Raw genomic sequence first — 14928 nt, 5'->3', positions numbered from 1 at the left:
CCCAGATATGTCCACAGATGCTTTTAATGCACGTGAATTCCGCGACGCCTTGTCATCATTTGCTACAGGCGTCACTGTAGTCACCTGCCTAGACTCAAATGGAGAGCCTGTTGGCGCTACTGCCAGTAGCTTTAATTCTGTGTCTATGGATCCTCCATTAATTTTGTGGAGTATTACCAAGACTGCCTACAGTGCTGATGCGTTTATTAATGCTAAACACTTTATCGTTAATGTGTTGAATGCAGAGCAGATAGATATTTCCAACAAATTTGCCCGCAGTGGCATCGACAAGTTTGCAGGTGTTGTTGTAGAGCCTGGTATGGGTGGCGTACCCATATTGCCAGGTAGTATAACGTGCTTTGAATGTGAAGCTTGGGCTACCTATGATGGTGGAGACCACGAAATAATTGTTGGGCAAGTGAAAGGCTTGCGCAGTGCAGTAGGTTCTGGATTAGTGTTTTACCGGGGAGCTTATGCGACTGCCGAAGCCATTCCTACCTTGGCCTCAGTAGAAAGCAATGATGTGAGCCACTTTATTGACAACTACTTGTTGTATTTCATGTCACGAGCCACTCATCAAATGGGTGAAGAGTTTCATCAGCTAGTGGTGGATGACGGCCTTACAACTAAAGAATGGCGAGTATTGGCGTGTTTATATAATGAAAACAGCATGAGCTTAGCTGACCTTTCTAAACGCACTATGGTAGATCAAGCCACTTTGTTGGAGCTGTCTATAGATTTGCAAAAACAAAACATGGCTCGGGTTCAACACCTAGACGCAGGTACTAAAATCACTGGAACAGGAGCGGGTCAGGAGCGAGTAGAGCACTTGATTAAAGAGTGTCAAACTGCAGAAAGTAATGCTTTGGAAGGGCTAGACAGTGGTGCAGCAGAAACTTTAAAGGCCATGTTAAAGCGCATTATAAAAAACACTGATTAAATAAAGATCAGTTTGGTTCGCTTGGGTTAAAAGCAGAGTTGGTGGGTAAAAGATCACCATAATTTGGCTTGCGCTTTTGACCTTTGCTCGTTATTGCTTCCAGCAGATCTACTTCGGGTTGAAACATACCTGCCTGCCAAGTTGCTTGATAATTTAAAGCATTAGAAATATCGTGGTCACGCCCATAATTTATGATTTCTTTGCAACCGTGAATAGCTACTGGTGAATGGTTGGCGATCGTTTCAGCTATATCCATCACCGCGCTTAGCATGGTCTCTGCGTCTCCCATAACTTGATTAACTAAGCCACTTGCCAAGGCCTCTTGGCTCATCATTCGACGCCCTGTGTAGGCTAACTCTTTGGCTAAACCTGGTGCGATAAGCCTAGGCAAGCGTTGTAAAGTGCCCAAGTCTGCTGCCATTCCTAAACGAATTTCTTCTATGCTGATAAAGGCATCTTCACTCATATAACGGCAGTCACATGCACACACTAAGTCTAAGGCACCACCAATAGCGCCACCTTGGATGGCTGCCAACACAGGAATACGCATATTCTCTACACTGCTAATAATGGCTTGCAGCTGCAATACTAGTTGGCGCATGTGTTCGTTACCACGGGCGGCGTCTTTAGGGCGTTTAAGAGCACCACTTGTAAATACGGCTAAATCCATGCCTGCACAAAAATGTTTTCCTTCGCCACTAATAACTAATACCCGTGCTTGAGCACCTTCATTGATCGCTTTAATGGCGCAGGGGAATTCTTGCCAAAATGCTAGCGTCATGGAATTGTATGTTTGTGGCCGATTAAACCGTAAATGGGCCACATGGTTGCTAAAGGTTAGGTCAAAACTAGTGTATTCCATAATCTGTGCCTTATAGTTTAATCGCCAGTAACGTACCTTGGCGAATTGCACGTTTGGCATCTAATTCAGAGGCTTTATCAGCACCGCCAATGAGATGATATTCGCGCTCTAAGCCATTACATAAGCTTTGGTTGGGGTCTTGTCCTGCACATACAATAATATGGTCAACGTCTAAAACTTGTGCCTGTCCGGCAACAGTTAAGTGCAGGCCTTGGTCATCAATAGCCTGGTACTCACAACCGGCTAGCATGTTCACTTGTTTTTGCTGTAAACCTGTGCGATGTATCCAACCTGTGGTTTTTCCTAAACCAGCGCCCACTTTGGTATGTTTACGTTGTAATAAATAAATCTCTCGCGGCGAAGGTTCTATATTTTGTGATATGCCTGCTACACCACCACGGGCTTGCATCGTCATATCAATGCCCCATTGAGACATAAACTGCTTAATGTCTTTACTGGGTTCACACTGACCATGGGTTAAAAATTCCGCCACATCAAAGCCTATGCCTCCAGCACCAATAATGGCCACTTTTAGACCCACCTTTGCGCCCTTAATGACGTCTAAGTAGTTGAGCACTTTAGCATGGTCATAGCCCGGAAGGTCTAGGTCTCGTGGGCTAATACCTGTCGCCACAACAAGTTCGTCTGTCTGCAGGTCATTTAACTGCGCAGTAGTTAACATGGTGTTTAGCTTCACATCTACGTTAAGCTCTTTTAGTCTTACCCCAAAATAGCGCAGGGTTTCAGAAAACTCTTCTTTGCCAGGGATCTTTTTAGCAATATTGAATTGGCCACCAATTTCATCGTTAGCATCATATAAAGTGACATTATGACCACGTTCCGCTGCAGTGACGGCACAGGCTAAACCGGCAGGGCCTGCACCAACAATGGCAACAGTCTTTTTAGCCTGAGTTGGCTTAATTATAATGCGAGTTTCTTCACACGCTCGTGGGTTAACTAAACAGCTACTCAGTTTGCCATTAAAAATATGATCTAGGCAGGCTTGGTTGCAGCCAATACAGGTGTTAATTCGCTCTGCTTGTCCTGCGGCAGCTTTATTGACAAATTCTGGGTCAGCCAAAAAGGGACGTGCCATAGAAATGAGATCGGCATCGCCATTGGCCAAAACACGTTCGGCCACTTCGGGTGTGTTAATCCGGTTAGAGGTGATAACAGGAACAGTGAGGTGTTTACGCACTCGATGAGTGACCCAAGTAAACGCGGCCCGTGGAACTTTAGTCGCAATGGTGGGGATACGGGCTTCATGCCAACCAATACCGGTATTAATCATGCTTGCACCGGCTTGCTCAATCGCTTGGCCTAACTGAACCACCTCGTCCAAATTACTGCCTTCTGGAACTAGATCTAGCATGGAAAGCCGGTAAATAATGATAAACTTTTCACCCACGGCAGCGCGCACACGTTTTACAACTTCAATGGCAAGGCGAGTGCGGTTATCATAACTGCCTCCCCATTCATCATCGCGTTGATTCGTCCGTGTAACGATAAACTGATTTAAAAAATAGCCCTCACTGCCCATGATTTCTACACCATCATAACCCGCACTTTGAGCTAAACGAGCACTGTTGGCGAAGTCTTCTATTTGTTGCTCAATGTCTTCACTAGCCACTTCTGCTGGGGTAAAGGGGTTAATAGGTGCTTTAATAGCCGATGGGGCGATGGCATTTGGGGTATAGGCATAGCGACCAGTATGCAGAATTTGCATACAAATTTTGCTACCAGCTTTGTGCACGGCTTTGGTTATCAGCTGGTGGTTAGCCACTTTATCTGCGTTATCTAGCGCTGCAGCACCCACAAATGTTAGGCCTTGTTGGTTTGGCGATATTCCACCTGTCACAATAAGGCCCACACCACCGCGGGCACGTTCCGCAAAATACTCTGCTAGGCGCTCAAAACCGTCTTTGGCTTCTTCTAGGCCAGTGTGCATAGAACCCATGATGACGCGGTTTTTTAATCTAGTAAAACCCAAGTCTAACGGGGCTAATAAATGAGGATAGGATGCAGCAGGTGCAGAAGCAGTCATAATTAAAACGCTTGTTTGGTCAAGAGGCTGTCAGGTTAGGGCCTGCAGCCCAGCGGGTCAAGTTATGAGTGGTTCATGACTAAAAGGTCAATCATTCTCTTGTTCTTTATAAGGCAATGCTGTTTTTGCCCATTTCATGTATTCTTCTATTTGTTTAGCTTCTGTTTCACAGTACTGTTTAATCGCATCATTAAAACCAGGTTCTGCTAAATAGTGGTAAGAATGGGTATGCTGAGGTACAAATCCACGGGCAAGTTTATGCTCACCCTGGGCGCCTGCATCAAAATGGGGAATACCTTTTGCAATGCAATAATCAATGCCTTGGTAATAACAGGTTTCAAAGTGGAGAAAATCTATTTCTTCAAAACAACCCCAATAACGCCCATAAAGTGTTTGATCGTCAACAAAAAAAAGTGCATAGGCGAGGGGGGATTGTTGATTTGATGCGGTCACCAGAAATAGGTTTTCTGGCATTTGAGTGAGTAACTGACAAAAGAATTCATAGGTTAAATAACCTTGTTGGCTGCGTTTCAAGTAAGTGCTCTGATAGCAGGCATAAAACTCTTTCAAGGCTTGTAGACTAATATCACTACCTTGTTGCCAGGTAAATGTAATGCCTTGTTCAGCAATCATTCTGCGTTCTTTATTGATGGACTTTCGCTTGCGTGAGGTAAGCCTGGCAGTAAAGTCTGCAAATTCATTATAGTGCTCATTGTACCAATGATATTGGCAGCCAGAGCGTTGATGCCATGATTGCTCTTTAGCAGGTTGCCAATCGGGTTTTTGAGCAAACAACCAATGCCAGCTGCTTAACTTTAACTGAGCGCACAAGTGGGGTAATTGCTGGCTCAAAAAGGTAAGAACCTTGGTCAAATCTGCACCTTCAGCTAGCAATATTCGTGGGCCAGCACAGGGCGTAAAAGGAACTGCACTAATAAGCTTAGGGTAATATTCTAAACCATAGCGATGATAAGCATTTGCCCATTCAAAGTCGAATACATACTCTCCCCGAGAATGAGTTTTAACATAGCTAGGTATAAGTGCAAGGGGCAGGCCGTGTTCTGTAATTTCAAGGTGTAAAGGCTGCCAACCGCTTTCGTCACCTACGCTGCCGCTTTGCTCTAAGGCAGCATGAAACGCATAGTGGCTAAAAGGATCCGCCGCACGAGAAAGGTATTGCTGCCAATGACTTTGGCCTAATTTAAGGGTGCTGGGGTGAATATGAAGTTGCATGAAATGTGGCACAAGGGTAGCTAAAGCGTGAAAATGGATAATGCTAGAGTGAGCATACAATAACACTATGAATTACTACAGTGGTAAGGTGACGTTAACGATGATTTTCTCACTTATTAAAGGGCCCTGTGGAAATTTAATGCATAAACTGATAACGTCAGCATCGGCCTAATATAACGTTACCTATGTCATGCCTTAGTTAATAGGCTATTTGACCCAGTAGCTTCACCGGTTCTAAACTAACAGTAATGAATGGCTCTAGTTAGATCCAGATGAATTTAGACAATTTTACAATACGAGATTACTATGCAATTCAATGGTATATATGTCCCCATCATTACTCCTTTTAATGACGATTTTTCAATTAATGAAGCAGGTTTTGCTGCAATTATAGAGGGCGTCATCTCCTCGGGGATGCAGGGCATTATTGTAGGTGGTACCACAGGTGAATATTATGCTTTGGACAAAGCTGAACGAGTACGCACCTTCACTCTCGCGAAAGAGGCCATAGGTGGCCGCGTGCCATTAATTGCTGGTGTGGGGGCGTTACGCACAGAAGATGCGGTTTACTTTGCTCAACAGGCAAATAAAGTAGGTGTAGATTGCCTGTTATTGGGCACTCCTTATTACGCCATCCCTACATCCGAGGAATTGGTAAGCCATTGTTTAGCAGTAGAGCGAGCCACTGATTTACCTATTATGTTGTATAACTTTCCTGACCGCACAGGTGCGCCGCTAGACGAGGTGTGTATAGAGCAGTTAAGCGTGCGGCCTAATTTTTGTGCGATTAAAGAAAGTAGTGGCGACATTAACCGGTTGCATTTATTGGCGAGTCGTTTTCCCCATATTCAACTCAGCTGCGGTACGGACGATCAGGCGTTAGAATTTTTTGCTTGGGGAGCTCAGAGTTGGGTTGCCGGTGCTGCTAACTTTTTACCCAAAGAACACTATGCGCTCTACCACGCTTGTGCAGTGGAACATGATTTTGTTAAAGGCCGAAAGATAATGGAGGCGTTGTTACCACTAATGCAAACCCTTGAGCAAGGTGGGAAATTTGTTCAGGGCATCAAATATGGTTGTCAGCTAGAGGGCATGACTGCAGGCCCCGTGCGGAAACCTTTGCAAGACATGAATAATGAACTCAAAAGAGAGTTTGAAGTCACTGTGCGCACTGTTAAAAGTACCATTGCACAAATTTGTAACTATTCTACTGACGCATAAAATCATGGGAATGCAAACAGGGTACCTTGCATAAACAGCACCTAATTCAATGATGAATTATTTCATCTGCCACTACCTGAGAGTCAACATTTAGGTCAAGTTGACATGTCTGGTCTGAGGCAAAATTAGCTTCAGCTGTTGGACCTCAGCGCGAGTGGGGCATAAAGTGCAAGCTGTGCTATACGATGCTTTAAGGCTACTTAAGCATGGCTAAGCTTTGCTGACGCTCACTGTTTGAGGTAAAAGAATTAATTTATAGAGCAAAAAGGCCTACTCGCAATACGAATAGGCCTTGGTCAAAGGTCGATAATGCATGTTAATTATCGGCTAGTGAACTCTGGGTAGGCTTCCATGCCACACTCAATAATGTCTACACCTTTGTCTTCTTCTTCATCTGTAACTCGAATGCCCATTAGTTTTTTGATGACAAACCACACCACAAAGCTGACGCCGAATACCCAAACAAAAATGGTAGCTGCACCGATGATTTGTCCCATAAAGGTGGCACCTGAGTTGGTTACAGGTACTAGCATAAGACCCAGCAAACCAGCACTACCATGCACCGAAATTGCACCGACAGGGTCGTCTAATTTGAGTTTATCCAAGGCCAGAATACTAAATACTACGAGTACGCCACCTAGGGCACCAAAAAGACTGGCTTCTAGTGCAGTGGGGGTAGAAGGTTCGGCGGTAATGGTTACTAATCCAGCTAAAGCACCGTTAAGCATCATGGTAAGATCGGCTTTGCCAAACTTAATGCGGGCGAGTACCAGTGCAGCGATCGCACCACCAGCGGCGGCAGCGTTGGTGTTAAGAAATACCATAGCAACCGAGTGAGCTGAGTTAATATCACCGAGCTTAAGAACGGAACCACCATTAAAGCCAAACCATCCCATCCATAGGATAAAGGTTCCTAACGTAGCCATGGGTAGGTTAGCCCCGGGGATAGCTTTAATTTGTCCGTTGGCGCCATACTTGCCTTTTCGTGCACCAAGCAGAAGCACGCCAGATAAAGCAGCAGCAGCGCCTGCCATGTGCACAATGCCTGAGCCTGCAAAGTCTGAAAAACCGAGTTCGCCAAGGTTATACCAGCCAAATACGTCTTCACCATTCCAAGTCCATGCGCCTTCCATGGGGTAGATGAACCCAGTCATTACTACGGTAAAGGCTAAAAATGACCATAGTTTCATCCGCTCTGCTACAGCGCCAGACACAATGGACATGGCTGTTGCGACAAATACAACTTGAAAGAAGAAGTCTGATGCAGCAGAGTAGACTGAGCCACCACCAAATCCTTCTGCGGCCGAGTCGGCTAATACTTGATCGGTATCAATGGTCTCAATACCACTTAAAAGCCAACCACCGCCATACATAATTTGATAACCCACTACTAGGTACATGACACAAGCAATGGAAAATAGAGCAAAGTTTTTGGTCAGGATTTCTGTTGTGTTTTTGCTGCGCACCAGCCCAGCTTCTAACATAGCGAAACCGGCAGCCATCCACATGACTAAAGCGCCACAAATTAAAAAGTAAAAAGTATCCAGGGCAAACTGGAGTTCATATAAGTTATTTTCCATGGGGATCTCGGTAAGTTGTTGTGATTACTCAACTCACTATTGCGATTATCGTGCCAAGCTAATAAATCCCATAAAAAACAGTAAGATACGTATTTATTTAAGCTATTTAATAAAACCGTACGCACCATTTATGGTGCATTTAAAATAGGTTTAAAGTGTGTTTGCACTAATATGGAGCGAACACAATGAGTGTCAGTATAGTTGACGCTGTTATTGAGAAATGCAGTCACAATTGGCCTATTAAGCTTTGTTTGATACACTGATAAATCTGTATTTTTGGATTACGCACATTGACCTACTTAGTTGCCGCCATTGACCTTGGTTCTAACAGCTTTCATGTCACTTTAGTGGACACGTGTGAGTCTCCCTATCGTGTTGTTAGTAGGGCTGGTGAAAAAGTTCAGTTGGCTGCAGGTCTTAACGACGAGGGTTTCCTTAGCCAAGAGGCCATGGATAGGGGGTTAGATTGTTTACAGCGTTTGGCCCCTAAATTATCAGAGGTTGCGATCAATAATCGTCATGTGGTTGCTACTAATACATTAAGAGTGGCAAAAAATAGTGCTGAGTTTATCAATACAGCGCAGGCCATATTGGGTGTACCAATACGCATACTTACCGGAGAAGAAGAAGCGTCATTAATCTTTTCTGGTGTGGTGGGTGAATGGGTTGATACACACTCCCAGAAGCTTAATAAATTGGTAATTGACATTGGTGGTGGCAGTACAGAACTGATATTAGGTCAACATTATCCTCAACGTTTGCAGAGCTTCCCTATGGGTTGTGTTGCTTTTAGTTGCCAATTTTTTGGGCAACGAAAAATTAAACAGCGCTACATACAAAATGCAGTTGAAGCAGCCCAAAACATTATTGAGCAATCGTCTTTAAGTGACCTTTGGGATGGTTGGGAAGTGTGTATTGGTTCCTCGGGGACATTAAAAGCATTAGCCGCGCTGAGTGCTTTGGAAGAGGACAATATGCCTTATTTAGATTTGGCTTCAATGGCTAAAATTGAACAGCAGCTATTAGCCTTTGACCATCTGGATGATATTTATATAGAGGGTTTGCGAGCAGACAGAGGCGAAGTGCTGCCAGCAGGTTATGCCATACTTAAAGGCATTATGCTGAGCTTAAAATTAGATCGGATTTATTTTTCTTCTGGGGCTTTGCGCGAGGGAGTACTGTTACGAGCGCTGCAGCCTGACACTTAATAGCTGGGTAATTTATACAACAACTTTGCGTGGCTAAATAGACAAAAAAGCCAATAATTTTATTGGCTTTAATAAATAAGGAATGAGGGGGGGAGTAATAACGTTCCCTCATTCCTTGCATTGGCAGCTGGTTATTAAACCGCTAGGTACTCTTCACGGAGTGCTTTGTTATCAAGCACTTCCTGAGCTGTGCCAGTGAACACAATTTCGCCTGTATCGATGATAATGGCATGGTCAGCCAATTTGAGAGCTGCCACAGCATTTTGTTCAACGATAATAGTGGTAATGCCCATAGATTTAACTTCTTTGAGCATGCGTTCAATTTCTTGCACGATGACAGGTGCTAAACCTTCATAAGGCTCATCCAACAGCAGTAGTTTTACATCTCGCGCCAAAGCACGAGCAAGCGCTAGCATCTGCTGTTCACCACCAGACAGTGAGGACGCTTCCTGCTTACGCCTTTCCTCTAGTTTGGGGAAATACCCGTAAATCTTTTCCAGAGGCCAGCCCAGTGGTTGGGCAATCTGGGCTAAGATTAAGTTTTCTTCTACCGTAACACCTGGAATGATGCGTCGATCTTCACACACTAGCTGCACACCTACACGTGCTGCTTCAAAGGCTTTCATGGTGTGCAAAGGTTGGCCGTTTAGCCAAATTTCACCACTGCTAACAGCCGGTTGTGCGGCCCTTGCTATAGCTCTAAGGGTAGAGGTTTTGCCTGCACCGTTGCGGCCAAGTAAGGCCACAATGTCACCTTCAGGTATATCAAAAGATACGCCCTGCACTACGTAGCTTTCGCCATAAAAAGCGTTAAGCTCCCTGCAAGAGAAGAAGGACTGAGGCGCGTCTGGTTTACTTTGGTTCATAGTATGCTTCCTTATAACCTTATTAAACTTGAGCTTCGCCAAGATAGGCTTCAATAACTTTGGGGTGGCCTTTAATTTCGTCTGGAGAGCCTTCAGCAATAATTTGGCCTTGAGCGAGCACAGAAATCTTTTCAGCCAATGAAAAGACCACGTTCATGTCATGCTCAACAATTACTTTAGTGATGCCATCTTGCATACTTTTCAGCAACTCAATAGTTTTCTCTGTTTCATGGCGAGCCATTCCAGCGGTGGGTTCATCGAGTAATAATAGGCGCGGCTTATTCGCCAAACAAATTGCCATCTCCAAACGACGCTTATCGCCTCGTGATAGGCTTCCTGCCATGGAGTGCATGTGATTTTCTAACCCTAGTTCACAGATTTGTTGTTCTGCAAACTCAATAAGAGGGCGTTGTTTGCTTCGGCCCTCAAACATATTTAGGTTAAAGGACCCATCTCTAGCAGCAAACACTGGAATAGTTACGTTTTGTAACACGGTCATTTCTGGAAAAATTGCTGGTGTTTGGAATACTTTAGCAATGCCCAGTTGGTTAATGTCGTAAGAGTTAACATTAAGCAAGGGTTTGCCATCAAACATTACTGAACCGTCATCAGGCTTAAGCATGCCGGTTAACACATTTAGTAAGGTTGACTTGCCTGCACCATTGGGCCCAATAAGAGCGTGTGTAGTGCCTTTTTCGATTTTTAAATTAACGTTTTGTAAGGCTTTTAAACCACCAAAACTTAAGGATACTTGATGTATATCTAATATAGCCATGATTCAGTTCCTTATTCGCCATCAACAGTGGTGAAATAACGTTTTTTGAGGCGGGCGATGCCTTCCATAAAACCACCTGGCATAAAGATGACAACAGCCATAAAGATTGCACCTAAAACAAGTAACCACTGTTCTCCCAAGTTTACCGACAACACGTTCTCAAAATACAGCATGAACCCTGCACCTAACATTGGCCCAACCAGAGTGCCTACGCCGCCGATAACAGACATGATGACGATTTCACCAGACTGATGCCAGCCAAGGAATTCGTGGCCTACAAAAGGTTCATAAACGACCATCAACGCACCTGCGATGGCGGCATAAACAGCACTTATTACGAAGGCTAATAACTTGTATTTACGGGCATTAATGCCGGTAAACTCCAACCGTGTTTGGTTGCACTTGATCGCTTTCATCATTAAGCCTACGGGTGAGCGCTCAATACGTTTGGCCAAGTAAAATAATAAAATAGCCATAAGTGTCACAAAGTAAAATACGGTGTCGCCCTGCATTTTTAAGTTAAACAACATGGGCGTAGGCATGCCGGTTAAACCGTTTTCGCCACCAGTCCATTTTTGCAACATAGACATGGCCATAGAGTCGAACATTTCTGCAAAGGCTAAGGTAAGAATAGAAAAGTAAATACCTGTTCTTTTTAACGTTAGTAAGCCAATAATTACTGCAACGACAGTGGCGGCTAATACAGCCACCAATATGGCTGGAATAATGTTGTCAGAGAAACTCTTTAACATAATGCCTGTAACGTAAGCAGAAATACCAAAAAAGGCTGCGTGTCCAAACGACAAATAACCAGTAAAGCCAAGCAAAATATCAAAACCTACAACAAAAATACAAAAGATCATGATCTTCGTATCTAAGCCTGAATAACCCCCCATCAGTGGGAACCAAAAAGGCATTGTTAAAGCGATCAAGGCGAAAATCAACACTGTTCTGTTGTGTTGCCAAAAGTTATTTTGAGTGGTCATTATTCAAATACTCCTTTGGCACCTAACAAACCACGTGGGCGGACCAATAAAATGATAACGGTGATTAGGTAAATAATAATGGTATTAATGTAGATATAAGGTGCGGTAAAACTTTGTGCCATACCAATTAATATACTGGCCAATACAGCACCACCTAAGGAGCCCATGCCGCCAATAACTACGATTAAGAACGAGGGCACAAGTAATTGCATGCCTACTTCTGGTGATACCTGAGTTACTGGGCCGCCGAATACACCAGCAATACCTGCAATCATGGCACCTAGGCCAAACACCACCATAAAGCGGCGGTTAATGTTAACCCCAAGGAATTGCAACATTTCTGCATCGCGCATTCCTGCACGAATTACTAAACCAAACCGTGTGAGGTGCAATAGAGCAAATACGGCTGATACAGTAACAATGGCTACCACAACTAATATCATGCGCCACTTTGGATACACTACAAATCCTTCTAAGAATGGCAGGTAATCATGCATGAAGATGATACCGTTACCCCAACTAGGGATAGAAAAGGGTATGTTGTTAGCACCGAACGCCCACTTCAGAAGCTCTTGTATAACGATGGCTAAGCCAAAAGTCACTAAAATCTGATCAGTGTGAGGGCGGTCGTAAAAACGTTGAATTAATCCACGCTCCAAGAGTACCCCGATAATAAATAGGATAGGGGGCACGAGGATGAGCGCCAGGCCAAAGCCTAGAGCATTGTTAATGCTCACAGCTAAATAAATAGCAATGAGGTATAAGGCTCCATGGGCAAAGTTAACTACGCCCAAAGTGCCAAAAATAAGAGTGAGGCCCAAAGCGATGAGCACGTATATAGAACCCAGCTGTAAGCCGGTTAAAATAGAAAGGGTAAAAGCGTTGAGCGTCATATCCATTGTGGAGATACTCCCTTTGGTTGCTGTAACAAAATCATGTTGTTTTTTTAGTATAGTCTAAATAAAATAAAAACGGGCCAGCGTAATACTGGCCCGTATTGGTCACTACATACAGTTTAGGCTGGTACGTATGGACCTAGTTCACCGCCAAAGATGGCTGGATCATAGTCAACAGTTTTAGCATCCACTTCATCAACGATCTGTAGATAGTCAAACTCGCTGGTGCGCGCAGCAGGTGACTTACCCTGCATAACCAAGATGTTTTTAATACACTGGTGATCAGAACCACGGTATAAAGTTTCACCGTTGCCAGCGCCAGTGAATTTAAAGTCTTCAAGGGCTTTAATGACTTCTGGTGGGTAGAAAGTTCCGGCCATTTCACAAGCGTTAGCATACAAAAGAGTCTGTACATAACAGGTGTGAGCCGCCTGTGAAGGTGGAAAGCCATATTCATCAGTAAAGGTTTTAACAAACACTTTAGAACCTTCATCTTGTAGAGCCCAGTTCCAACCTGAGGTGCCTAACACACCATCGATGTTGGCAGAACCGGCACCTTTAGCCATTAAACGGCTATATAAAGGCACTACGATTTCTAAGTTCTTACCGTTCTTTTGCATGTCACGCATGCCGAAGTTTACAGCGTTGGTTAATGAGTTAACCATGTTCGCGCCGTAGTGGTTCAAAATTAGTACGTCTGCATCAGAGTTCAATACCTGAGACAAGTACTGAGAGAAGTCAGTAGTCTTCAAAGGCGTCATGATGTTGCCTGCAGTTGACCAACCTTCTTTCTCGGTAAACTCTTGCATAGACTCTTGCTGGGTGTGGCCCCAAGAATAGTCGGCAGTTAAGTGGAAAGCACGACGGTCTTTGCCATATTCTTTGCTTAGTACAGGAGACAGTGCCTTACCTGTCATGTGGGCGTTGAAGAAGTGACGGAAGCCATAACGCTGCTTGTCCTTACCTGTAGTGTCGTTTGAGTGAGTCAAACCACACATAAAGATAATGCCTAATTCGTTACATAGGTACTGTTGAGCAATGGCGATACCCGAAGAAGAACCACCAGTAACCATAATTACTTTGTCACGCTCAATCATGCGGCGAGCAGAAGTACGAGAGGCATCAGCGTTGGTTTGTGTATCACCGGTAACGTAAGTCACCTTTTTGCCTAAAATGCCGTTGCCAGTCAATTTGCTTGGCTTAAGGGTGTCGAGCATGCCGCCACCATTGTTCAAGTGCTTTACAGCTAGCTTGTAGGCACGCAATTCATCAGCGCCTTCGTCTGCGTATGCACCTGTTTGGGGTACATTAAAACCAAGTACAACTTCGCTACCCTTAACTGGGTAGTTACCAAGTGCTTCTTCTGCCCATGCATTTTGAGTAAAGAACATAGGTGTAACGCCTGCTGCGGCTCCAGCTGACGTGGCTTTCAACACATCGCGGCGAGACCAGCCAGCTTTGTGATTTGTGTTTTCAGATTTTACATCTGTCATGGCAAAACTCCAATTTATTCTTGTTGAACCAAGATCAGCACTGCCAACAGTTAATGCAGATGTGCTTCTAGGTTGGAACCTAGTCTAGAGAATTGGTAGGTATTAGAAATTAGACCTTAGTGAATGAGACTAAAGTCGTTGCAACTAAAGTTGTAACATTAAGATCATTAATATGAGCAATAAGGGTAACGGCTAGCAAATATACAATCTAGATCAAACAGTCTGTATACTAACCAGGATATTTTTTCACTCTTTAGCCATAAATAAGAGACCTATCCCATGACTAGCGCCACCACGCCACAGAAACCTATTAACATTGCCGTGTTAACTGTCTCAGACACGCGTACTTTAGCAACCGATAAATCGGGTGCAACGCTTATTGAGCGTTTGCAAGGTGCTGGACACAGCTTAGCGCAGCACTCCATTGTTAAAGATGATGTGTATCAAATACGTGCAGCAGTAAGTATGTGGGTGGCTGATAGTAATGTTCATGCGGTGCTCGTCACAGGGGGAACTGGATTTACCGCTAGAGACACCACCCCTGATGCACTGTTACCCCTATTTGATCAAGTTATCGAAGGTTTTGGTGAGCTATTTAGAAGCCTTTCATATGCTGAAGTTGGCACTTCTACCATACAATCTCGTACTATTGCTGGAGTGGCTAACCGCACCGTGATTTTTAGTATTCCAGGGTCTACGGGTGCCTGCCGTACTGCATGGGATGGCATTATTGAGCAGCAGTTAGACAGCCGGCACAAGCCCTGTAATTTTGTGGAAATGGTGACCTTTCACTCCTCTGCCCAGCACACAGCGCAGTAGCTAGT

At 44.3% G+C, this 14928-nt stretch carries 13 protein-coding genes and 1 pseudogene; 4 read left to right on the top strand and 10 right to left on the bottom strand.

The genetic code is table 11. The features are described 5' to 3' along the window. The first annotated feature begins 7 nt into the window (after positions 1-7). Positions 8-940, top strand: coding sequence for a flavin reductase (locus ABXT60_RS08210; protein ID WP_443629669.1), 933 nt, complete (start codon positions 8-10; stop codon positions 938-940). 7 nt (positions 941-947) lie between these two features. On the opposite strand, the gene ABXT60_RS08205 is transcribed toward ABXT60_RS08210, so the two are convergent. From ABXT60_RS08205 to ABXT60_RS08195, 3 genes are all read right to left on the bottom strand, one after another. Then, positions 948-1802 (bottom strand): enoyl-CoA hydratase-related protein, encoded by an 855-nt coding sequence (locus ABXT60_RS08205; protein ID WP_443629668.1) that lies wholly within the window; start codon positions 1800-1802, stop codon positions 948-950. A gap of 10 nt (positions 1803-1812) precedes the next feature. Continuing rightward, complete coding sequence (locus ABXT60_RS08200) at positions 1813-3846, bottom strand: FAD-dependent oxidoreductase (protein WP_443629667.1); 2034 nt, start codon at positions 3844-3846, stop codon at positions 1813-1815. Positions 3847-3933: 87 nt separating this feature from the next. Then, a complete protein-coding gene (locus tag ABXT60_RS08195) occupies positions 3934-5079 on the bottom strand; it encodes a GNAT family N-acetyltransferase (RefSeq protein ID WP_443629666.1) in 1146 nt (381 codons plus the stop codon). A 306-nt stretch (positions 5080-5385) separates the two neighbouring features. On the opposite strand from ABXT60_RS08195, the gene ABXT60_RS08190 reads away from it, so the two are divergent. After that, positions 5386-6300: a dihydrodipicolinate synthase family protein gene (locus tag ABXT60_RS08190; RefSeq protein WP_443629665.1), complete on the top strand. Its 915-nt coding sequence runs from the start codon at positions 5386-5388 to the stop codon at positions 6298-6300. A 320-nt stretch (positions 6301-6620) separates the two neighbouring features. On the opposite strand, the gene ABXT60_RS08185 is transcribed toward ABXT60_RS08190, so the two are convergent. Beyond that, the gene (locus tag ABXT60_RS08185) at positions 6621-7880 is read right to left on the bottom strand and encodes an ammonium transporter (RefSeq protein WP_443629664.1); all 1260 of its coding nucleotides are present in this window, start codon (positions 7878-7880) and stop codon (positions 6621-6623) included. A 290-nt stretch (positions 7881-8170) separates the two neighbouring features. Between ABXT60_RS08185 and ABXT60_RS08180 the strand changes: the two genes are divergently transcribed. Continuing rightward, positions 8171-9088, top strand: coding sequence for a Ppx/GppA phosphatase family protein (locus ABXT60_RS08180; protein WP_443629663.1), 918 nt, complete (start codon positions 8171-8173; stop codon positions 9086-9088). 134 nt (positions 9089-9222) lie between these two features. Here the strand turns inward: ABXT60_RS08180 and ABXT60_RS08175 are convergent, their stop codons facing one another. The 6 genes and pseudogenes from ABXT60_RS08175 to ABXT60_RS08150 all read right to left on the bottom strand — a co-directional run bounded on the left by ABXT60_RS08175 (position 9223) and on the right by ABXT60_RS08150 (position 14104). Beyond that, complete coding sequence (locus ABXT60_RS08175) at positions 9223-9954, bottom strand: ABC transporter ATP-binding protein (RefSeq protein ID WP_443629662.1); 732 nt, start codon at positions 9952-9954, stop codon at positions 9223-9225. A gap of 22 nt (positions 9955-9976) precedes the next feature. Next, positions 9977-10111 (bottom strand): hypothetical protein, encoded by a 135-nt coding sequence (locus tag ABXT60_RS08170; RefSeq protein WP_443632087.1) that lies wholly within the window; start codon positions 10109-10111, stop codon positions 9977-9979. Between the two features lie 99 nt (positions 10112-10210). Then, positions 10211-10729: pseudogene (locus ABXT60_RS08165) on the bottom strand (ABC transporter ATP-binding protein); the annotation flags it as partial. Between the two features lie 11 nt (positions 10730-10740). Further along, positions 10741-11715, bottom strand: coding sequence for a branched-chain amino acid ABC transporter permease (locus tag ABXT60_RS08160; protein WP_443629661.1), 975 nt, complete (start codon positions 11713-11715; stop codon positions 10741-10743). Continuing rightward, positions 11715-12614 (bottom strand): branched-chain amino acid ABC transporter permease, encoded by a 900-nt coding sequence (locus ABXT60_RS08155; RefSeq protein ID WP_443629660.1) that lies wholly within the window; start codon positions 12612-12614, stop codon positions 11715-11717. Before ABXT60_RS08155 ends, ABXT60_RS08160 begins: the two co-directional genes overlap by 1 nt. 116 nt (positions 12615-12730) lie before the next feature. Next, on the bottom strand, positions 12731-14104 hold the full coding sequence (locus tag ABXT60_RS08150) for an ABC transporter substrate-binding protein (RefSeq protein WP_443629659.1): 1374 nt from the start codon (positions 14102-14104) through the stop codon (positions 12731-12733). A 279-nt stretch (positions 14105-14383) separates the two neighbouring features. Between ABXT60_RS08150 and moaB the strand changes: the two genes are divergently transcribed. After that, positions 14384-14923: a molybdenum cofactor biosynthesis protein B gene (gene moaB, locus ABXT60_RS08145; RefSeq protein WP_443629658.1), complete on the top strand. Its 540-nt coding sequence runs from the start codon at positions 14384-14386 to the stop codon at positions 14921-14923. Positions 14924-14928 lie beyond the last annotated feature (5 nt).

It is taken from the genome of Candidatus Njordibacter sp. Uisw_056 (genome assembly GCF_047730085.1).
Taxonomy (GTDB): Bacteria; Pseudomonadota; Gammaproteobacteria; order Pseudomonadales; family Balneatricaceae; genus Njordibacter.
The sequence above is the reverse complement of the archived record's forward strand: the minus strand, read 5'-3'. Positions and strand labels throughout refer to the sequence as shown.